The 19709-nt window shown below is 64.7% G+C and carries 22 protein-coding genes and 1 pseudogene; 10 read left to right on the top strand and 13 right to left on the bottom strand.

What is annotated here, in order from left to right; translation table 11 throughout:
- Nucleotides 1–131 precede the first annotated feature (131 nt).
- A complete protein-coding gene (locus RMCN_RS29265; RefSeq protein WP_067396622.1) occupies nt 132–953 on the top strand; it encodes a thioesterase family protein in 822 nt (273 codons plus the stop codon).
- Between the two features lie 17 nt (nt 954–970).
- On the opposite strand, the gene RMCN_RS29260 is transcribed toward RMCN_RS29265, so the two are convergent.
- From RMCN_RS29260 to RMCN_RS29250, 3 genes are all read right to left on the bottom strand, one after another.
- On the bottom strand, nt 971–1372 hold the full coding sequence (locus RMCN_RS29260; RefSeq protein ID WP_064413230.1) for a hypothetical protein: 402 nt from the start codon (nt 1370–1372) through the stop codon (nt 971–973).
- 612 nt (nt 1373–1984) lie between these two features.
- The gene (locus tag RMCN_RS29255; protein ID WP_079481877.1) at nt 1985–2626 is read right to left on the bottom strand and encodes a cadmium resistance transporter; all 642 of its coding nucleotides are present in this window, start codon (nt 2624–2626) and stop codon (nt 1985–1987) included.
- Nucleotides 2627–2764: 138 nt separating this feature from the next.
- Nucleotides 2765–3154 (bottom strand): heavy metal-responsive transcriptional regulator, encoded by a 390-nt coding sequence (locus RMCN_RS29250; protein ID WP_005148625.1) that lies wholly within the window; start codon nt 3152–3154, stop codon nt 2765–2767.
- 56 nt (nt 3155–3210) lie between these two features.
- Between RMCN_RS29250 and merA the strand changes: the two genes are divergently transcribed.
- From merA to RMCN_RS29225, 5 genes are read left to right on the top strand one after another with little or no spacing between them, the layout of a single operon-like run.
- Nucleotides 3211–4614, top strand: coding sequence for a mercury(II) reductase (merA, locus tag RMCN_RS29245; protein WP_005148655.1), 1404 nt, complete (start codon nt 3211–3213; stop codon nt 4612–4614).
- A gap of 26 nt (nt 4615–4640) precedes the next feature.
- Nucleotides 4641–5282 (top strand): organomercurial lyase MerB, encoded by a 642-nt coding sequence (merB, locus tag RMCN_RS29240; protein ID WP_005148656.1) that lies wholly within the window; start codon nt 4641–4643, stop codon nt 5280–5282.
- Nucleotides 5283–5314: 32 nt separating this feature from the next.
- A complete protein-coding gene (locus RMCN_RS29235; RefSeq protein ID WP_005148657.1) occupies nt 5315–5605 on the top strand; it encodes a mercuric ion transporter MerT in 291 nt (96 codons plus the stop codon).
- Nucleotides 5598–6152, top strand: a complete 555-nt coding sequence (locus RMCN_RS29230) for a TlpA family protein disulfide reductase (RefSeq protein ID WP_005148658.1) — start codon at nt 5598–5600, stop codon at nt 6150–6152. The genes RMCN_RS29235 and RMCN_RS29230 overlap by 8 nt, the downstream gene beginning before the upstream one ends.
- Nucleotides 6149–6997, top strand: a complete 849-nt coding sequence (locus RMCN_RS29225; protein ID WP_005148659.1) for a cytochrome c biogenesis CcdA family protein — start codon at nt 6149–6151, stop codon at nt 6995–6997. The genes RMCN_RS29230 and RMCN_RS29225 overlap by 4 nt, the downstream gene beginning before the upstream one ends.
- 136 nt (nt 6998–7133) lie before the next feature.
- Here the strand turns inward: RMCN_RS29225 and RMCN_RS31735 are convergent, their stop codons facing one another.
- From RMCN_RS31735 to RMCN_RS29185, 8 genes are all read right to left on the bottom strand, one after another.
- Nucleotides 7134–7565, bottom strand: coding sequence for a hypothetical protein (locus tag RMCN_RS31735; RefSeq protein WP_225503056.1), 432 nt, complete (start codon nt 7563–7565; stop codon nt 7134–7136).
- 412 nt (nt 7566–7977) lie between these two features.
- The gene (locus RMCN_RS29215; protein ID WP_005148661.1) at nt 7978–9006 is read right to left on the bottom strand and encodes a TniB family NTP-binding protein; all 1029 of its coding nucleotides are present in this window, start codon (nt 9004–9006) and stop codon (nt 7978–7980) included.
- On the bottom strand, nt 8994–10958 hold the full coding sequence (locus RMCN_RS29210; protein ID WP_005148662.1) for a TnsB C-terminal domain-containing protein: 1965 nt from the start codon (nt 10956–10958) through the stop codon (nt 8994–8996). The genes RMCN_RS29215 and RMCN_RS29210 overlap by 13 nt, the downstream gene beginning before the upstream one ends.
- Nucleotides 10959–11081: 123 nt before the next feature.
- Complete coding sequence (locus tag RMCN_RS29205) at nt 11082–11822, bottom strand: TnsA-like heteromeric transposase endonuclease subunit (protein WP_011894084.1); 741 nt, start codon at nt 11820–11822, stop codon at nt 11082–11084.
- Nucleotides 11823–12349: 527 nt separating this feature from the next.
- Nucleotides 12350–12946: an SDR family NAD(P)-dependent oxidoreductase gene (locus RMCN_RS31730; RefSeq protein WP_165604494.1), complete on the bottom strand. Its 597-nt coding sequence runs from the start codon at nt 12944–12946 to the stop codon at nt 12350–12352.
- Nucleotides 12947–13014: 68 nt separating this feature from the next.
- Nucleotides 13015–13491: a hypothetical protein gene (locus RMCN_RS29195; protein WP_234787829.1), complete on the bottom strand. Its 477-nt coding sequence runs from the start codon at nt 13489–13491 to the stop codon at nt 13015–13017.
- Between the two features lie 40 nt (nt 13492–13531).
- Nucleotides 13532–14476 carry an SDR family oxidoreductase gene (locus tag RMCN_RS29190; RefSeq protein ID WP_067396610.1) on the bottom strand — a complete coding sequence of 315 codons (945 nt, stop codon included), beginning with the start codon at nt 14474–14476 and terminating at the stop codon, nt 13532–13534.
- A 46-nt stretch (nt 14477–14522) separates the two neighbouring features.
- Nucleotides 14523–15155 carry an NADPH-dependent F420 reductase gene (locus tag RMCN_RS29185; RefSeq protein ID WP_067396608.1) on the bottom strand — a complete coding sequence of 211 codons (633 nt, stop codon included), beginning with the start codon at nt 15153–15155 and terminating at the stop codon, nt 14523–14525.
- Between the two features lie 96 nt (nt 15156–15251).
- On the opposite strand from RMCN_RS29185, the gene RMCN_RS29180 reads away from it, so the two are divergent.
- Nucleotides 15252–15734: a MarR family winged helix-turn-helix transcriptional regulator gene (locus tag RMCN_RS29180; RefSeq protein ID WP_067396606.1), complete on the top strand. Its 483-nt coding sequence runs from the start codon at nt 15252–15254 to the stop codon at nt 15732–15734.
- A 202-nt stretch (nt 15735–15936) separates the two neighbouring features.
- The gene (locus RMCN_RS29175; RefSeq protein WP_067396604.1) at nt 15937–17613 is read left to right on the top strand and encodes a GMC family oxidoreductase; all 1677 of its coding nucleotides are present in this window, start codon (nt 15937–15939) and stop codon (nt 17611–17613) included.
- Between the two features lie 90 nt (nt 17614–17703).
- Here the strand turns inward: RMCN_RS29175 and RMCN_RS32175 are convergent, their stop codons facing one another.
- Together RMCN_RS32175 and RMCN_RS29165 are read right to left on the bottom strand one after the other, a co-directional pair.
- A complete protein-coding gene (locus RMCN_RS32175; protein ID WP_165604493.1) occupies nt 17704–17874 on the bottom strand; it encodes an antitoxin MazE-like protein in 171 nt (56 codons plus the stop codon).
- Between the two features lie 92 nt (nt 17875–17966).
- Nucleotides 17967–18113 carry a hypothetical protein gene (locus RMCN_RS29165; protein ID WP_110765968.1) on the bottom strand — a complete coding sequence of 49 codons (147 nt, stop codon included), beginning with the start codon at nt 18111–18113 and terminating at the stop codon, nt 17967–17969.
- Between the two features lie 132 nt (nt 18114–18245).
- Here RMCN_RS29165 and RMCN_RS29160 point away from each other — a divergent pair.
- Nucleotides 18246–18687, top strand: a pseudogene (locus tag RMCN_RS29160) (TetR family transcriptional regulator); the annotation flags it as partial.
- Between the two features lie 274 nt (nt 18688–18961).
- The gene (locus RMCN_RS29155; protein WP_067396600.1) at nt 18962–19663 is read left to right on the top strand and encodes a C39 family peptidase; all 702 of its coding nucleotides are present in this window, start codon (nt 18962–18964) and stop codon (nt 19661–19663) included.
- Nucleotides 19664–19709: the final 46 nt, after the last annotated feature.

The raw sequence follows: 19709 nt of genomic DNA, 5'->3' as shown, positions 1-19709 counted from the left end.
ACAGCGCCGGTGGCCACCCATGGCCCAAGAAATACCGACACGACAACAACCCCAGCGACCAGTCACTGCCTCACTCACGAAAGATCGAGGCTAGCTGAGGCGCGCCCGAAGCCTTGTGCGAGGATCCGCAGATGAGCACTGATCCCGCGTATTTCACGCCGACGGCAGACGGCGCATTCATGCCGTCGATCTTCGCCCAGAGCCACTGGGGCAGCGATCACCTCAATGGCCCGGCCATCGTCGGGTTGGCCGCGCAGGCGCTCGAGAAGGATTGCGGTTCTCCGGAGTTCATGCCGACGCGAATTACCGTCGACCTGTTTCGGGCGGCGCGCAACCTACCGACGACCGTCGAGGTCCGGGTGATTCGTGACGGCCGCCGGGTGCGGAACGCGGAATGTGAAGTGGTGCAGGACGGTCGGCCGGTCGCACGTGCCACGCTGGTGCAATACCGACGATCGGTCGCGCCGCCCGGGGAGGAGTGGACCGCGCCGGTCGATACGCCGCAGTTGCCGACTCCGGATGGGGAACTCGTACCGTTCATCGGTAGCGATGAGGGCGGTTGGACGCGATCGCCGGAGGCTCATCAGAACACTTCCCGAAAGCAGTTCTTCTATACGAGCCCGAACATCGTTGCTGGAGAACCGGTCTCACCGTTCGTCAGGGCGGTCAATGTATCAGAGTCGACGAGTCTGGTGACCAACCTGGGCACCGAGGGAATCGGCTATATCAACGGTGACCTCACGGTGGCGTTGTCGCGCTTGCCGCTCGACGACTGGATCATGGTGCAGGGTGATTCGCATTGGGTCGCCGACGGAATCTCTGTCGGCACGGCGACGCTGTTCGACCGGCGGGGTCCATTCGGATCCGGCATGGTGACCGCGGTCGCGAACCCGGCCGCGCAGATCGACTTTCGAGGGCGGCCGTTCCCGCGGGGTGAGATCAACTACGAGTGACCGGCGGTGCGGCGTTGTCAGGGCTTCTTGCGGGTGCGTCCGCCGGAAGGCTTCTTGTCTGACGGCTGGGTCGACGTTCGAGACGCGAACCGGCCCACTGTCGCAACGCCGGGGATTCGGCCGACGGCGTTGTAGACGTCGTTGCCGGTGGCAATCAGCGCCTCGAGTTGCGGCACGATCGCGTCCATGGTCCGGATCATCGGATCGGCCAGTGCGAGATAGCGTTCCGCGCGGTCGATCGCCGCATTGAGACGCTCCGTGGCCGCGGCCATGTTCTCGATGAGATCCGGTACTTGGGCCATCATCTGGAGCGATGCGGGCGGGATGCGCATCGCCTCGGTGGCGACCGTTTGAGCGGTCTCAGCGGCCGCCTGTGCGGCCTCTCTGATTTCTTTCGGGGTGGGAACCTTGGGGCTCATGTGACAACGATCCCGCACAGTGACCGGGTTGTCCGGTCTTTGCCATGAACGATTCGCCCGATGGACAGGGCGGCGCCGCCGGGGAGCGCGCTATTTGTCACGTGACGAAAATATCGTCGGCCGGGAAGCGAAGCGGGGGACCGGCGACGTGTCGGGTGGTGTGGTCGGAAACTGTGCCAGGCGCCTTCCATGGTTTCGATCTGTCCGCACCCAAGGCTGGGTTGCTCGTCACTTCTTCGAGAGCCAATGCCCGGCGCTACGAGAGCACCTCAATCCTGTCCGTTCTCATTGAATCTGGGGCAACCCTGCTTCCGCGCCCGGCTGCGAGCGCAGCAGGGTAGCCGGAATGGTCTCCTGTCGATTCCGTTGGCTCGGGTACGTCTTCGGTATAACTACTGTGATCGTGTCTCTCGTGACACACGATCATGATTCTGTGGTGCGCTCGCTCGTGTTGGTAGTTCGGGTGCCGGCTGCGGCCTTTGAGCACCTTGGCCACCGCCCGTTTTAGATTGTCATAGCGGATACGGGCCGGGACATCACCAAAGTGGTTGAACGCCAACACATGCCGATGCAGGAGCGCCTCCTGGCCCTGAGTGGTGAAGTTGCTCCGAGCTAGAGGGCGAACGCTCCGCCTTTGATGAGGATGAGGGCCCCGATTGTGATCAGTGCAACGGGCAGAACGATGTGGCCCCAGCGTGAGAGTGCTTTGGCGATGATCGGGTGGGAGGCGAAATATCGGCCGGCCGCGCACCAGATGGCCACACCGATGAGGAACACGATGATGTAAACACCGATGGTGGCGATCGTTGAGACGGCGAAGATCGGAACGTACACGCCGATGTTGTCGCCGCCGTTGGCGAAGGTGATGACTGCGACCTGCCAGGTGCCAGGCGTCAACAGTGTTGCGGGATCATCGGTCGGCGCCGGTTGGGTGCGGCGATCCCGCCAGGCCAGCCATGCCGCCCGCAGCCCCAACACGATGGGCAGCAGCCCGAAGTACGGCAGTGCGGCTGGAGGAAGCAGCGTGGCACCCAGGAGTGCGCCGCCGACCGAAACTGCCAAGATGGCGGTGAAGCCGAGGTACTGACCGGCGGTCACTCGGATGGCTGCGCCACGATGACCGGGCGCCTGGCCGAACATCACCGCGAGGACCACGATGTCGTCGATATTGGTGATGGCGAAGGTGGCGATCGCCTGAACGAGTGTGGCTGGGCTCAGCACGGCCAATGCGACCAGCTTCGAGTGAAATCCCACCGCATCGGGTGAGCCTACTGCTCAGCAGGCCCCGCGCTCCCGCGCACCAACGACCTCCAGTGGGGCGGAAATTCATGACGACTGCCGGGGTCAACGGACTTGACGAAATACATGCCTCCGGTGCCACGGAGGTGGCTCCTAGAGGTATCGACATACGTCATCGGCGCTGCATGATTCCGGGTCGACGCTTTCGGCGCCCTGCCGCAGCCGGGCGATGGTCTCGCGCAGTGCCACCAGTGCGCTGATCTGCTCGTCGAGGTCGGTCAGTCGGATGTCGAGCAGGTCGCGCACGTGCGTGCACGGCGCGTGGCCGCTGTCACGGATGTCGAGGATCTGCCGAATCTGGGCGAGGCTGAACCCGGCGGCCTGTCCCCGTCGGATGAAGCCGACCCGGGCGATCGTGTCGGCGGCATAGTCGCGATACCCCGCCGGGGAACGTTCGGCGGGCGGGAGCAGGCCTTCGTCTTCGTAGTAGCGCAGCGTCGCGGTGGTGGCCCCGGTCGCCTCGGCGAGCTTCCCGATTCTCACGATGTCTCCTCAGAACACTTGACCTTCAAGCCTACTTGAAGGTCAAGGATGGGTGCATGAGTCAGGGATTGGACCTCGCGGTCATCGGTTCCGGCGGCGCGGCGATGGCCGCGGCGATCCGCGCTACCGCGCTCGGCAAGTCCGTCGTCATGATCGAGCGCGGCATCTTCGGTGGCACGTGTGTCAACACCGGCTGCGTGCCGTCAAAGGCCCTGATCGCAGCGGCCGAGGCCCGGCATACCGCAGCCGACACTGCCCGGTTCCCGGGGATCGCCACCACGGCCGGCCCGGTGGACATGGCGGCCCTGATCGCCGGCACGCACGATCTGGTGGAGTCGCTGCGCTCAGAGAAGTACCTCAACGTGGCCGAATCGTATGGCTGGCAGCGCATTCAGGGCCAAGCGCGGTTCGCCGGAACCCCGGACGCGCCCGTCATCGAGGTCGGCGATGCCACCATCGAGGCCGAGCACTACCTGATCGCCACCGGCGCGAACCCAGTCATCCCGCCCGCATTCGAGGGCGTCGCCTACCTGACCTCGACCACCGCGATGGAAGTCACCGAGGTCCCGGAGTCGCTGCTGGTGATCGGCGGCGGCTACGTCGCGTTGGAGCAGGCGCAACTGTTCGCCCGGCTCGGGTCAACGGTGACGGTGCTGGTCCGCTCCACGCTGGCATCGAAGGAAGAGCCGGAAGTCGGCATGGCGCTGCTGGAGGTGTTCGCCGACGACGGCATCCGGGTGGTGCGCCGCGCCACGGTGAGCGAGGTCGAGCAGGCCGACGATCAGGTCACGGTCACCGCGACCATCACCGGCGGAACGCAGCAGTTCCGTGCCGCGAAAGTCCTCGTCGCCACCGGCCGCCGTCCGAACACCGACGGCCTGAATCTCGAAGCGGTGCAGGTCAAAACCGGCGAGAACAACGAGGTCGTGGTGAGCGACGGGCTGCAGTCGTCGAACCCACGGATCTGGGCGGCCGGCGACGTGACCGGGCACCGCGAGTTCGTCTACGTCGCCGCCCATCACGGCGCGATGGTCGCCGACAACATCTTCACCGACGCCGGCCGCAGGGTCGACTACCGCCATCTGCCCCGCGTGACGTTCACCAGCCCCGCGGTCGGTGCGGCCGGGACGACCGAGGCCGAGCTCCTCGCCGCCGGGACACGGTGCGACTGCCGGGTGCTGCCGCTAAAACATGTGCCGCGTGCGGTGGTCAACCGAGACACCCGCGGTTTCATCAAACTCGTCGCCGACGCCGGCACCGGCCGCATCCACGGCATCACCGCCGTCGCCAAGGATGCTGGCGAGATCGCCGCCGCCGCGGTCTACATCCTCGACGCCGCGATGACCGTCGACCAGGTCGCCGGGTCCTGGGCCCCGTATCTGACCATGGCCGAAGGCATCAAAATCGCCGCCCAGTCCTTCAGCGCCGATATGTCCCGACTGTCCTGCTGCGCATCCTGACGCATGGCTCACTCGAAAGGTTCCTGATGCCCAATTTCCTTGACCGCCTGACCATTCCGGAAGAGTCCGGGCTCGACCCGACGATGCTGGTGCCGTTGCTGCGGCTGCTCGCCGCCGGCGAGCCGGTCACCGTGGAGGCGCTCGCCGCGGCCGTCGGCCTCCCGGTTGACGAGGTGACCCGGCGTCTGGCCGCGGTACCCGACACCGAATACGACGAGCAGGGCCGCATCGTCGGCCAGGGCCTGACCCTGCGCCCGACCCGCCACCGATTCACCGTGGCCGGCCAAGAGCTCTACACCTGGTGCGCCCTGGACACCCTCATCTTTCCCACCATCCTGGACCGGCCCGCCAGCATCGAATCCGAATCACCCGTCAGCGGGCACCCGATCAGGGTCTCGGTCGGCGAAAACGGTGTCACCAGCGTGCAGCCCGAGACCGCGGTGGTCTCGCTGGTCAACCCCGACGACCTCACCTCGATCCGGTCCTCATTCTGCAACCAGGTGCACTACTTCACCTGCGCGCAGGACGCCGCGCCGTGGCTCGCCGAGCACCCCGAAGGTCAGATCGTCAGCGTCGCTGAGGCCCACCAACTCGGCGCAGCCCTGACCACACAAATCCTTACCCAGCTCCATACCCCGCCAACTGCCCACCCCGGCTGCTGCAGCTGACCAGCCGCACCCAACCTGATGAGGAGAAATCAATGAATCAACGTCCACGAAGAAATCCCGTGCTGCTGGGTGCGGCAGCGGTGCTGGTGACGGCCCTGTGTTGCGCCGCGCCAGTCCTGATCGCCGGCGGCGCGCTCGCCGCCGTGTGTGGACTGCTCGAGAATCCATGGGTCATCGGGGCAGCCGTCGCGCTGCTGCTGGCGGCTGTGGTCGCCTTCGCCCGCCGCGGTCAACGCGGCGATCACTGCTGTCCCGCCGACAGCCATTCACCCGCGACGCACACGCTCGACGACCTGACGAAAGGAAGCATCGACAATGTCTGAAACGCGTTCGTTTACACCCCACAGGTGGGCGGGCGTTACGGCTGTGATGCTGGCAGCGGGCGCGCTGACCGCGTGCGGCCAATCGGCCACAACCAGCAATCCGACCTCACCGCCACACGCCAACGCCACAACCCAGGCGACGGCGGCGACACTGACCACGGTGGACGGCAAAACCGTCGAACTGCCCGCTGCCGCCCCGACCGCGATCCTGTTCTTCTCCTACGGGTGCGGCGAATGCGTCGGCGGCGGTAAATCCCTGGCCGCTGCTCGGGCGGCCGTGGAGAAAGCCGGAGGCAGCGCCAAGTTCCTAGCCGTCGACATCGTCCCCACCGAGAAACCCGCCGATGTTCGCCACTTCCTGGACCAGATCGGCGGCACCAGCCTGCCCGCGGTCGTCGATACTAACGGGGCCCTGACCAGCCGCTACCAGGTGACCGCGCCGACCACCGCCCTCGTCATCGACCCGTCCGGGCAGATCAGCTACCGCGGCCACGCCCCGTCCCAGGATCAGATCCTGGCCGCCCTCGGCAGCAGCGCCGCACGGTGAACCTGCTCGCGCTCGCGTTTACCGCTGGCATGCTCGCCCCGGTCAACCCCTGCGGGTTCGCGCTGCTACCGGCGTGGATCACCGGCACCATCGCCACCGGCGGCACCGATGCGGTGCTCGTGCGGCTGGCCCGGGCACTGCGCACCGGGGCCGTCCTGACCATCGGGTTCACCGGCACCCTCACCCTCGCCGGTATCGCGATCAGTGCCGGTGCCCGGACCCTGGTGACGGCTGCTCCCTGGCTCGGGATCACGATCGGGCTCACCCTGGCCATCTTGGGCGGCTTCATGCTCACCGGCCGCACCATCGGTCTGCGTATGCCTGCCCGGACGCGTCATCGGCCGGACTCCCCAACAGCCGGTGGTGTGCTCGCGGCCGGAATCGGCTACGCCCTGGCGTCACTGTCCTGCACCTTCGGGGTACTGCTCGCGGTGATCGCCCAGGCCCAGGCCACCAGCGGATGGGGCGGTCTGCTGGCAGTGTTCACCGCATACACAGCCGGTGCCGCCACCATCTTGATGCTGGTCAGCGTCGGCACCGCCATCGCCGGCACGGCCCTGACCCGGCATCTGGGTATCCTCGCCCGCCACGGGACCCGCGTCACCGCCGTTGTCCTCATCGCCACCGGCGCCTACCTCGCGTGGTACTGGCTGCCCGCGGCCACCGGGCACACCGCCAGCGGCGGCAACCTGCTCACCGGCTGGTCGGCCACCGCGACCGGATGGCTGCAGGACCACGCCCTCCCGGCCAGCGTCATTGCCGCCTTCGCTGTGGTGGTCAGCGCGGTGGCCGCGTACTGGACCACCCACCGCCGGCCAATCACCGGCAAGCAGCGCCGCCGGTGATGATTCACCGGCCGATACACCCAGCCAGATACCACTGTCCCTAACGATTAGAAAGCCGATAGATACAACCGTCGGACACAGTCAGATGCACACCACAAGTGCCTTACTGATAAGGCACATTCAAGACTGCCGACCCCTAAGCGCGACACGCCAGTTCTGCGCCGTCTGAGCGTGTCGTCAATACGGCAGTGGCGAATAGGCGTCGGTACTGCGCCCATTGCTCGACGGGGGTGGCGTCGGCATGGTGGGCGCCGGTGCGTTCGTTGATGCGGTCGAGCAGTAGCGTCGGCCAGGCGGGTTCCGTTGGCGTCCTGGGCTGTTCAACCCGAGGGCGAGCTGTGAGCAATGTTGCGGCTACGGCGATCACATCGGGGTAGGCCACCACGTGCGCTTCTAGGCCATTCTGCAGAATCCCCGCCGCCACGTGACGCTCTGCGTGAGCCCAGAAGACCAGGATGTGGCGGGCGTCGCCCAAGGCGTCATGAAGGTCGACCTCTGAATACTGACGGGCCAAGCGCCGATGCGTGCGCCCGGCACTGAGCACCGTGGGCCGGTCACGAAGATCCACCTGGTCGTCAAGAACGCGCGTTGGTGAACCGATCCAGCGTCGGTGACGGTGGCATACGGAGACATGTGCAGGCAGGTAGCAGTAGACGGGTTCGTGTATTCCCTTGCGTGCCATACATCTTTGACACAAAGGGCGGCGGAGATATTGCTTGAGCGCGGTGGGGTCGCCAGCAAGCCCGCAGAGACGGGACCGGATTACCTGCTCAGGTTGGCCGCTGACGACGGCCAACCAGTCCGGTCGCGGCCGGGCTGCGCATGATTCGGCGACATGGCCGCGCAGTGTGGAGACGCCGATATGGTTGGCGCGGGCCAGCCTGTCGATGTAGGACGATACGGCTTCCCAACGGAACGGTGCGATCGTTCGCGGGAGCCGCTGGCGTGGTCCGCGCGGCCACGGCCTGACAGTTGCCACGTCAGCTGGCCGTGCGGGCCGCGGCCGTGTGGGCGGCGTAGTCGATCAAAATATCGTCCATGGCCTCGCGGGTGATGTGCTCGGTGCCGTCGAGCATCGCTTGGATTGCTGAAGCCCGGATCAAGTGGGCCAGGCTGCCGATCATCCCGCCGGTGCGGCGGTGCAGGTAACGGGCCTGGGCGACAAGGCTTCCCGGTTCGTGTCGATGCAGACGCAAGGTACCTTCCATGGCGGCGACGAGTTGTCGCCACTCCTTGGCGTCGGGGAATGCGCTGGTGTGGATCACCCCGCAACGGCCGGCCAACTGCCGTCCCCGCGTGCCGGTGAACAGCCCCGAGCGTTCCACTTCGATCCCGGCGTAAACGAATGTCGCAGGCAGATGCTCGGTGAAGTATTTGAGGTGGTCGGACAGTTCTTCGCCGGCGCGGGTGTCGAGGTTGAGGTTGTGGATTTCATCGACCACCACGATGTCGGTACGGGCATCGATGAGCACCTGGCACACGGCATCGGAAATATCGGTCACGTTCATCCGCTGATTGAGCGTGGGAAGCCCCAGAAACCGTGCGAACTCCATCGCCAACTTGCGGGGCGACCCTTTCGGCGGGGCCGTCACATACACCACCGGAATCCGGCTCTCATCGCCGGGAAACCGTGCACGGGTGCGCAATTCGTGAAACCGACCCAGTTGCTTGATCGCCGTAGTTTTCCCCGTCGCTGCCCCGCCGGAGATGATCAGCCCGCGCCGGGCCCCGATCTCGCGCTGGTTGAGCAATGTCAACAGCCGGCCCTGATGGGTGATCGCTTCGATCGCCGACGTGGTGACCACCACCAGCTCCGAATGATGCGCAACCCGGGCCTCGTTGTAGGCCGTCCGCTCGTCCTCACCGAGGCTGGCCCACTCGTCGTCGGCGAGCAACGTGAACTCCGGCGGATCGGCATCAACAAAACGCCGCCAGCCCTCCAGCGTCGTGGTCGGCTGGCGGCGATCCTCTAACTGACCCACCGCCGCAATCTCGGTCACAGTCGCCACGTTTGGGCCTCCTTGCGTGCATCAAACACCGGCAGGGGTATGACCTCCGCCATCTCGCCGTCATCGTCGAAAGTCTCGTTGTCGGCGGCCCGTTCCGACGGTGACGGGCCATGATGTTCGGATGATTCCGTCGGGTCCGGCCAGTCCCGGCCGGCGCTCGCGGCGCTGGTCCGTCCAGTCACTCGGCGCTCGGCTTTCGTCTGCTGCTGCGGCCCAGCGGCGGCGCGGTCCAGCAAGTCCTCCGCGATGGCCGCAATCTCCGCTTCCTGGGTCTTCTGGGCCCCTCTGCGGTCGGCTACGGAGCGGGCGTGGCGCCACAGTGTCTCGCCGAACGGCACCGGCGAGGACCGAAGGTGCGTCCACGTCGCGGCCAGCCATCCGTCTTCGTGGTGATTGCGCACCCAAATCCTCGACACGTCATACGGGTCGTAGTGCACTTCCCACTGTCCGTTACGGGCATCGACCCCGGAATGCTGGCGCCGGTATGGGTTGAGCGCCTTGGCGTCATAGGTGCGATGGTTGATCCGGACCCCGTAACTGTTGATTGTGCGCCACTGCACGGGAAGCAATTCGATATAGTCGTCGGCGTCCAGTGGGACCGGTACATAGCCAGCCACCTCAACGAGGGCAGTGTATTTCTCGTTGGGAGACAACGCTTTCCCCGGCGTCACCGGATCCCGCAGGCCATCGTGGGGGCGGTTCTGCCACACCGCGATGATCCACTCGTCCAGCAGCGCCTGCAGCTCAATCATCGACCACACCGCGTCGTCCTCGGCGTTTTTCCCACGCCGCTCCACCGATGAACCGACGTAACCGGCCACGTACTGTGCGAACAGGGTGCCCACCGACTGCAATGTCCGCTCGATCTTCGGCTTATCGGTCGGGCAGTCGGGATGAGCCGGCTGCAGATTGATCCCCAATGTGCAGCACGCTTGCCGAAATGTTTGGGACAGATACGCTTTCCCGTGATCGCAGACGATCGTCTCGGGAGCGATCACCGGCCTGGCCGCAGCATCGGCCAGGCGCTGATCGACACTGGTCAGGCTGTGGTGCGGAAGTACCGACCGGGACATCCGCAGCGCATCGGCCCATCCCGGGCGCATCGGTTCGGGCGTCAATGCCCGCGCCAAGAGCAGTGACGCGTCCACTGCTTTGGTCGTCGGTCGCAGCACCGCGGCCGGGATGGACCGCGTAGCGTTGTCGACCATCGCAGTCAGCTCGACTCGGTCTACCATGCCGTCATCGAGCACTACCCGTACATCCAGAAGGGTTGAATCGATTTCCACCATCTCGCCGGGGCGCACCACGGTGATCGACCCGAATGGGCCATCGGGCTGCTTGGACAGCGATCGCCGCGTCCGTGCTGACCCGAACGTGTGCCGTCCTTCCGCGAGGCGCTTGACCAGCCGGTAGAAGGTGGGCTGCGACGGCATCGCGGGCGCGTCGTCGGCACCATAGGTGGCCACCAGCGTCTTGGCGACCCGCCGTTGCAGACGCTGCACCGTTCCCGTTGACAGGTCGGTCTCGCCCTCGATCGCATCCCGCACCGCGGCGACGACACGGTCGTCCACACGGCCGAATACCGCGCGCCGCCGATTATGGCGCCCGTCAACCACTCCCAGGAGCCCGTCCCGTTCGTAGGCAAATCGGCGACGCTGCAACGCATTCCGACTCACGTCGTGGCCGGCGGCACGCAGCTCGTCCAACTTGGCCAGCTCACGCTGCCGCAGAGATCGTTTCGCCGTGTCGAACTCTGGGCGGGGACGAATGCCCGCGGCCGTCCCAGGCGGGCGGCCGCTGAGGATCTCCACGATGTGGCGCTCCCACCACCGTGCTTGCTCGACGGCTGCCTCGGGAATGCCAGCCAGCATTTCCTCAGAACACAGTGGCGGTCGCGACCCCGACACCAATTCCAATGCCGGATCAACCATCAGCTGCGAGAGCGGCACCACAATCTGCTCGCCGACAGCGTCAACCAGTCGAGCTGATCCGCCCGACAGGGTTACGACGGTGAAAACACCTGCTGATAAACGGATTTCGTCTCCCTCTCGGACGACACCCGTTCGCACGTCAGGTCACCACCCGGTCCCGAGGCCAATCGCCGTGTCGTCGCCAAGTGCCGCTCCTTGCAGATCGGCAACTAAACGGCCGTGCCAGAGCAGATGAAACAGTACGGGCAGCACCACCAAAGGAGTCCCGACCGCGTGCACACCAGCCATCAACGGACGGACCCGAGCGAAGACCTCCGCCAGTTGATCAGCCAAACCGATCTTCAATACTCGCGGATGCCGATAACCCGACAACCAACGTAGATTCGCCCGCAGCACTGGATCGAGGGAACCGACACGCAGGTAATCCCAACCGACCATCGCGCACGTGGCGGCAGACCGATCGAACACGTCCCGATCAGCGTCAGAGATCCGGTCGTCCTCACGAACGTCGACTACGACGACAGATCCATCGCGGCGCCGCACGAAGTAGTCAGGAGCATGCCGCGTGCCGTCACGCCAATGAATCCAAAATGGTTGCGACAGAACACCAACAACATCCGGATCGGCATCCAACGCCATCAACTGGTCACGTTCTACCCAGGACTCGTGACCTACATGTGCGCCGGTTGTGGCGAACCACCACAGCCCGGGAAAGTTACGCTGACCTCGAAACGAGGGGAAATTCCGCACTGGTGAACAGTCCAACTCAAACCGGGTTGCAGCACATCGGTCCAGCGATTGCCGCGTGCATCCCTCGCGGGTGTTGAACTCCAAGTCCACTGCACTCGCTACACCTGGCCCAGCCGAAACAGCCGACGTCAGCACACATAAACGCTAAGCCTCGTGCCCCAGATTCAATGAGAAAGACACGCACTTACCCCAGATTCAATGAGAATGCCCCAGAATCAATGAGAACGGACAAATCCGTCGTAGTGCCGAAACCGACTCGTAGTGAGCGTCTTACGGGGCGCAGCGACACCGTAGCATTTCGTCACAGTGACGAAATGATGTGCGCTAGCCGGGAAGCCGGGGGCCGTCGATGTCAGTCGGACCGGCGGTCGACGCCGCGGAGTGACTTAGTTGATGGCTGCCTTGGTGGCGACGTCACTAACGGGTTGATCGCACCTACCTGATGCACGGAATCAACCCGTTAAGGGAGTCGGCGGGCGGAGCGCGTGGCGTGAACGGGTCGAGTTCTGGTGCCCGCCGGTCGTGGCCGAGCCATGCACTCCGGCATCCACATCCGACCTGGTTATTCAAACGCCGATAAGCCACATTATGTCAAGTTAGGCTACTCGCCTGGTGCCTGCAGATGATTCGACCAAAGGCTTGAGGCCAACGGCCTGAAGCGGCTAACTCGATGCGCGAATTTCCCCATCTGTAAGCAGTTTCCAGGACGGCATGCCCAGGAGACGAGCGAGATGACTTTGCATCTGGACGCCGGTCGGCAACGGGCGCCACCAGATGGTCACCTCGGCGATCCTGCCGTCCTCGTCGAGCAGCATGTAGTCCATCCCGTCGACCACGGTGCCTTCAATCTCCAGCCGGAAGTACGCGGCGTGGTGCGTCTTGCCGCTGAGAACTTCCTTCTGGACCGTGAAGAATGTGCCACGCGCGTTCAGCCAGAAGGCAGCATCGAACTGCTCTTCGGTGGTTTCGCCGAGCCTGCTCTGCTCCCCCGTGCCGGCACTTGCCCACAGCACATCGATCGCACCCTTTTCCCGTTCGACCGTGTCGAACAGCCGGTTCAGATCGTCTAGGTCGGACGAATCTCCCTGCACGCCTGTCACATTCCGTCCGATTTGTTCGACCGCGAGGTCCACCGCGTCCTTCCGTCGGCCCGAAATGAAGACGTGGGCTCCCTCGTCTACGAACAACTTGGCACCAGCCAGCCCCATACCACTTGTCGCGCCGGTGATTACCGCGACCTTGCCATCGAGCTTTCCCACGATGTCTCCATTCATTCGATTGTGTCGGTGTTACTTACACCGATCTGAGTTGATGCGTACGTGTGTGGCTAGTAATCCGTGGGATCGCAAACCTGTTGCGCCACCCGATGTTCAGTGGAAACGGCCTCACCCCCATCCGTGCGCAGTTCCCAGGGCTGCATGCCAATGGCATCTGCGAGGTTCCGCTGCAGAGCGACGCCCGACTGCAGCGTGCGGTAGAAGATGCTCACTTCGGCGATCTTGCCGTTCGCGTCGAGCAGGACGAAGAAGATGCCGTTGACTGCGGCATCCCCGACTTGCAACCGGAAGTGCGCGGCGTGGTGGGTCTCGCCGCTGAGGACCTCCAGGTAGGTGTCATCGGACGACAGTCTGTTGACCGTCTTGATGGTCTTTACGGCGGCCTTGCGGCCGGTGATTAGCTCATCGGCGAACGGGCCGTGCAGCACCACACCCTCGGCAAGCAGATGGGTGAGGGTATTTTCGTCTGCGCCGCCGTGAATGCAGTCGACGAAGCACTTCAAGGTGTCGCGGTGAGGGGCGAGCATGCTCACGGCTACTCTTCCTAGGCAAATTCTGTTGACGCGCTTAGGCCGTCAGCCGGCCTGAGAAGTAATTGCCGTTGTCCAAATCGGCGAGCAGGCTGGGCTCAACGGGTTCCCAGCCAAGGGTTCGGCGCGTGATGACGTTGGACGCTGGCACGGACATCGTGACCAGAATCGTGAACATCCCGAAGTAGGCCGGCAGCATCAGCACGTCGACGGGCACACTGACGGTGGGCAGGCCTAGGCGGCTACCGATGGCCTCGGCGATCTCGCGGAACGGGATGCTCCCGTCCGCGACCGCGTGCCAACGATTGCCGGCCGAACCCTTCTCCAGCGCCAAGCGAAACAAGGAGGCGACATCGCGAATGTGCACTGCGCCCCAGAGGTTCTCGCCATCTCCGGGGTAGCCGGCGTAGCCCTTCTCCTGCGCGAGCGCGATCAGCCCTGGGAGGAATCCTGCGCGATCGGTCGTGCTGTGCGCGATGGTGGGAAGTCGCACGATCGACGACCGCACTCCCCGCTCGGCCAGGCCGACGACAGCAGTCTCCACGGCGTTGCGGAACCGCAGGGTGCCTTTGTGCTCGTCGCCGCCGGGAAGTGCCGGGTCCTCCTCGGTGACCGGTCGGCCCAGGTTTCCGGGCGCGGCCATACTGCCCGCCGCGACCAGTGGCTTTCCGGTTCCTGCGAGGGCCTCGCCGTACGCGAGGATGACTGGGACCTCCGCGGCGGTCACGGCGTCGATGCCACCGGAGGGAAGGAGGTCTTGCCGGTGCGCGACGTGGATGACGCCGTCGGAGTCTTCGGCCGCCTTCTTGAGCCCGTCGAGATCCTCGAGGCTGCCGCGCCGCACCTTCGCGCCGAGCGCGGTGAGGGTCGCCGCGGCTGCGTCCGACCGGGCCAGGCCGGTGACCTGGTGCCCGGCGGCGATGAGTTCGGGGATGATGTATGAACCGGAATGGCCGGTCCCGCCAGTGACGAAAACGCGCATGTGACTGCCCTTCTGAGGGTGGGTAGGAAGGCTGGTGCGGGTGCGATCAGCCGAGGATGCTGACGCCGAGGGCGAAGTTGGTGTGCTTGACGGAGTGGGTCATGAGGCCCAGCTGCATCAGGGCGACGTTCTCCAATGTCCGTGCCATTGGCAGCTGCCCGGCGTCCATCGGGCGCAATCCCAGGCTCTCCACGAACTCCGACACGCGTGCCTTTGCCTGCGTGTCATCGCCGGCGATGAAGACGTCCAACCGGCGACCCTCGACTGAGTCGGCCGCCAGGACGTTGGAGAAAAGGGTGTTGAACGCTTTGACGACGTGCGCGCCGGCGGGGGCGGCCTTGGCGATCTCCTGCGCGCCGGAACTGCCCTCGGGAGTGATAAAGCCTGTGAAGTCGGGGGTGACGGGGTTGGTGATGTCGACGATGACCTTGCCCTGTAGCGCGGCCCCGTACTCGCTGACCACCGCCTTCGCGCTGGCGTGCGGCATGGCGAGGACAACGATGTCCCCTGCCGGGACGGCTCCGGCCGTCCCGACCGCCGCGCCGTCGAGCGCGGCAGCCAGTTCCCTCGTTTTCACCGGATCACGGCCGATGATTTCGACTGCGTTACCGCCCGCGAGCGCCCGTTCGGCCAACGCTCTGGCCATATTCCCCACGCCGATGATGCTGATTCTGATCATGAGATATTCCGTCTCGGTTGACAAGCAAAAAGGTTGATGTCTCAACCTTATGTAACTTTGGCTGACGCGTCAACCAATTGGGTAGGATGAAGGTCGATGAAACCGAACTGGCTGAACGCCCGTGAAGACCGCGCTTGGCGTGCCTTCATCTACTCGCATCAACAAATCGAGCTCCGACTGATCCGGAACCTGCAGAAGAAATCGGGCCTATCCGGGGCCGACTACGAGGTCCTGGCCGCGCTCTCGGGCCACGACGGGGACCGCATGTCCGCCCGCGACCTGGGCGAAGCCCTGAGTTGGGAGAAAAGCCGTCTCTCCCACCAGTTGCGGCGTATGCAGGCCGACGGACTTATCAGCCGCGAGCCCAACCCCGACGACGCCCGCAGCACCATGGTCCGCCTTCTGCCCGCCGGCCGCGCCGCCATCGAGAAGGCGGCCCCCGGGCACGTGGAGGACGTCCGTCGGAACTTCATCGATCTCTTCACCCCGGCCGAGCTCGACATGCTCGCCACGCTCAACGAACGAGTCCTGGACCACCTGGCCGAGACCGACCGTCCCGCCGAAGGCAAGCCCTCATAACCTCCCTGAGCTGTGAGCGATTCGCCCCACCCCAGGCTGTTACACCAGTGGGCCCGTCAGATCACACAACCGGTCATGCTCGATTGCTCGCAGTGCCATAGTTATTGCCGCATAACGCGATAGCCGCCCAAGGTGTGCGAACTCAACTCCGAGGTTGGGGTAATGCGCCTGCCGGGCCCCGTCATCACGCACACTATGACCCGTGGCCGAATACGACTACATCATCGTGGGAGCGGGCAGCGCGGGCTGTCTGCTCGCCAACCGGCTCAGCGCCAACCCTGATCACCGCGTGCTGTTGGTCGAGGCCGGCGGCAAAGACGACTGGTTCTGGCTCAAGGTGCCGGTCGGCTATCTGTACACCATTGCCAACCCCCGCACCGACTGGTGCTTCACCACCGAACCCGATCCGGGCCTGGCCGGCCGCAGCATCATCTACGCACGCGGCCGCGTGATTGGCGGTTGCTCGTCGATCAACGCCATGATTCACATGCGCGGGCAAGCAAGCGATTTCGAGTTGTGGGCGCAAGCCACCGGAGACGAGCGCTGGCTTTGGGGCGGCCCAGATCGTCCCGGCGAGACACTGGCGATCTACAAAGAGTTGGAAAACTACTTCGGCGGAGCCGACGACTGGCACGGCGCTACAGGCGAGATCCGGGTCGAGCGGCCGCGTGTGCGCTGGAAGATTCTTGACGCCTGGCAGGCTGCCGCTGCCGAGGTGGGTATCGAGCCCATCGACGAGTTCAACCGGGGTGACAACTCCGGGAGCGCCTACTTTCATGTCAATCAACGACGCGGCCGGCGATGGTCGATGGCCGATGCCTTCCTACACCCCGTCACTCACCGCCCCAATCTCACCGTCTACACGAAGACTCAGGCTCTACAGTTGCTGATGGACGATCAGGTCCGCGAGGATCAGCGTCGCGGCGCCTGGACCACGGCCCGGAACCGGGTTACGGGCGTGCGGCTGCTCAAAGACGGCCAGATCGTCGACGCCCGGGCCCGCCGAGAGGTGATTCTGAGCGCCGGTGCGATCGGCTCCCCTCACCTGATGCAGGTCTCGGGGTTGGGCCCGGCCGGTTTGCTCACCCAGCATCACGTGCCGGTGGTTGTTGATCTGCCAGGAGTCGGCGGAAACCTCCAAGACCATCTGCAGCTTCGAACGGTCTACCGCGTTCGGGGTGCGCGAACCGTCAACACGCTGTACCGAAATTGGATCACCCGGGCGGGCATGGGAATTCAGTACCTGCTGCTGCGATCAGGGCCGTTGACGATGCCGCCGTCCACACTGGGGGCTTTCGCCAAGAGTGACCCCGCGTCGGCCAGCCCGGATATGGAGTGGCATGTGCAGCCGTTGTCGTTGCCGAAATTCGGGGAACCCCTGCACCCCTTCGGCGCCATCACTCCCTCGGTCTGCAACCTGCGACCCACCTCGCGGGGCCACGTGCGTCTGGTCGATGCAGATCCGCTGACCCACCCGAAGATCAGCTGCAACTACCTGTCCACTGATGCTGACTGTGAAGTCGCCGTGCGCGGCCTTCGGATGACGAGGCACATCATGGCCGCCCCTCCTCTAGCCCGCTACTGTCCGGAAGAAATGCTTCCCGGCTCGCAACTGGTCAGCGACGAAGACCTCCTGACGGCCGCACGTGAATTGGGCACCACCATCTTCCATCCGGTGGGCACCTGCGCGATGGGTGCCTTTGATGCACGCGGTATCCCACGGTCGGCCGCCACGGTGCTCGACACCGACTGTCGCGTGTTTGGCATCGCGGGCCTGCGGGTGGCCGATGCTTCGGCGATGCCCACCATCACTTCCGGGAACACCAACGCCCCGGTCATGCTGATCGCAGAGCGCGCAGCGCGGGCGATACTAAATTAGTTCGGTCGCACTGCTCATACCGCGGCAGAAACCACGGCGTTCACGCCGGTCTCGGACAGCCACTCCCCCGACGACTGCGAACAGAGCGTGTCACCAGAAAAGTTTCGCCGTATTCGACTGCGCCCCCCGGCACCAGACCTGTAGCGGCCGCAGGCCCACTTCTCGCATCCGCGCGCGACACTCGCTGACCCTCTCCCCTCGCAGCCATGCCGGAACGTTACATGTAACGATGTTAATCCTGGCGGTTCGTGAGTTTGACAAGCCGGCAGGCCAAAGAGCATTCAGGCTGCGCCTCCCGGTCCTCGGGGCACAACGACATTGGTAAGCCCACCGATTTACTTGAGTCGTGACCGTCAGTCTCCTTCTTCGTCGTCACGGTGCGCGGCTTCGATCACCTCCGGTGGTGCGGGCTTCTGCAACCAGGCGCGGATCCGCAGTAACCCACCGGCGACAGCCCCGACCGCGAATACCGCAACCACAATCCAAATCGCAGTGGACATAAATCGATTCTCCGCCCGCGACCGAATATCGAGGCGACTTCCGCAAGGTTGCCGACAAGCCTGTTGAGTCAATGGCCGGAGGCACCTTATCGAGGGGGCGTGGTAGCCCAGAAACGGGTCACCAGCCCTGCGACATGGCGAACGGTGTACCGCTACTTCCCAATGCTGACGCGTTACTCATCGCCAGCGCGATGCGTGCCGTGGATGGTTTCATCGATCAGGTCGTCGATCACGTCAGGGGTGTCAACGACCCGGTCACGGCGATCCTCAGCTGGAGGGCCGACTGGCCCGGCGACAGGACGGCGAAGCGATCACCTCGTTGGCCTCCGACACGGCGAAGTCATTCTGCCTGTCTTTCTTCCATCAGCTCGACGTCGATTGGCAGCTTCACGGCTTCGACAGCACCGCTCTCGAAGAATTCGCCGAAATGACCTTGTGCACAGTGCAATCCACGCTGCCCGATCCTGGGCAGCCGATCCGCGAGGGCGCCGCACTGCGTGGCTTCGTCGCTCGATGGCTTGGCCCAGCGATCCTCTATTTACGGATGGCCGCGCTGTCGATGGACGATCGGTAACCACCGCGCGGCACCGCGTGATGATTTCCACCTCTCCCGCGGGGTGCGCCCGGATCTATGAGGTCGTTGCAGTTTGCGGAGGGTTCCCTCGAGGTCCGCGACAGGCGCGTCAATAATGCCCAGGAAACCCACAGGCGTCTGCTAACTTCGCGAGGTGCCACTTCGCCAGCGAAGCGAAAGAAGCCGGAAGGCCTTCGCCGCAACCGTAATCGCCAGTCTGACCATCGTTGCCGGGGCCGCCTGCGGTGGAGGCACAGAGCCCGACGACTCGCCGGTGGCCACAGCCGACGAATCAACGACGGCTCAACAAGCCGAGGCGAAACCAGAAGACCAACAGGGTCAACCGATCGTCAAAGACGAGGACGGCGATGGCCAACCCGAGATCACCGGCGGCGTCTATGGAGATCCTGCGGCCGCCCTCCACTACTGGGAGCAACAGACCGAAAGCGACTGCGGGTTGATGGCCACCCGCATGGTGGTCGGCGAGATCACCGGAGCACCGCCCACCGAACGGGAAATCATCGATCTCGCGGCCAAGACTCCGAGCGAATGCGACCCGGGTGAACCGGTGTATGACGAGAGCATCGACCCCAGTGACGGCGGTGTCGGACACGGCACCTGCACGACCGACCTTCTGCTCCTGCTCAAGCACTACGGAATCAAAGCCGACTACACCAACGACGACACCGCCGCCAAGGGTGGCCTCGCCACCGGAATGGACGCGTTGGCGGACTATTTGGGTGACGGACGGCAGGCGATTGTGTGCGTGAATTCCAACACCATCTGGGATGGTGACGGCGATCGGACGGGATGCGGTCACCTGGTCACCGTCGCCGCCATCGATTACGACAACGACGCCGTCTACCTCGGCGACAGCGGCGGCGACGACACCAAGGGCGAGCACGTGACCACCGACGTGTTCGAATCCGCCTGGGCGGCCGGAGATCACGAACTCGTGGTCACCGCACCGCGCTGAGATCACCTGTAGCGCGACCGGTCACAAACGCTGAGGCAGACCGCCC

The sequence above is a fragment of the Mycolicibacterium novocastrense genome, assembly GCF_001570485.1.
In the GTDB taxonomy this organism is placed as follows: domain Bacteria; phylum Actinomycetota; class Actinomycetes; order Mycobacteriales; family Mycobacteriaceae; genus Mycobacterium; species Mycobacterium novocastrense.
The sequence above is the reverse complement of the archived record's forward strand: the minus strand, read 5'-3'. Positions and strand labels throughout refer to the sequence as shown.

Coding starts and splice junctions, on each gene's coding strand:
- RMCN_RS29265 (WP_067396622.1), top strand. CDS start 132: ATGAGCACTGATCCCGCGTATTTCACGCCGACGGCAGACGGCGCATTC.
- RMCN_RS29260 (WP_064413230.1), bottom strand. CDS start 1,372: ATGAGCCCCAAGGTTCCCACCCCGAAAGAAATCAGAGAGGCCGCACAG.
- merA (WP_005148655.1), top strand. CDS start 3,211: ATGAGTCAGGGATTGGACCTCGCGGTCATCGGTTCCGGCGGCGCGGCG.
- merB (WP_005148656.1), top strand. CDS start 4,641: ATGCCCAATTTCCTTGACCGCCTGACCATTCCGGAAGAGTCCGGGCTC.
- RMCN_RS29235 (WP_005148657.1), top strand. CDS start 5,315: ATGAATCAACGTCCACGAAGAAATCCCGTGCTGCTGGGTGCGGCAGCG.
- RMCN_RS29230 (WP_005148658.1), top strand. CDS start 5,598: ATGTCTGAAACGCGTTCGTTTACACCCCACAGGTGGGCGGGCGTTACG.
- RMCN_RS29195 (WP_234787829.1), bottom strand. CDS start 13,491: ATGCTCGCCCCTCACCGCGACACCTTGAAGTGCTTCGTCGACTGCATT.
- RMCN_RS29190 (WP_067396610.1), bottom strand. CDS start 14,476: ATGCGCGTTTTCGTCACTGGCGGGACCGGCCATTCCGGTTCATACATC.
- RMCN_RS29185 (WP_067396608.1), bottom strand. CDS start 15,155: ATGATCAGAATCAGCATCATCGGCGTGGGGAATATGGCCAGAGCGTTG.
- RMCN_RS29180 (WP_067396606.1), top strand. CDS start 15,252: ATGAAACCGAACTGGCTGAACGCCCGTGAAGACCGCGCTTGGCGTGCC.
- RMCN_RS29165 (WP_110765968.1), bottom strand. CDS start 18,113: ATGTCCACTGCGATTTGGATTGTGGTTGCGGTATTCGCGGTCGGGGCT.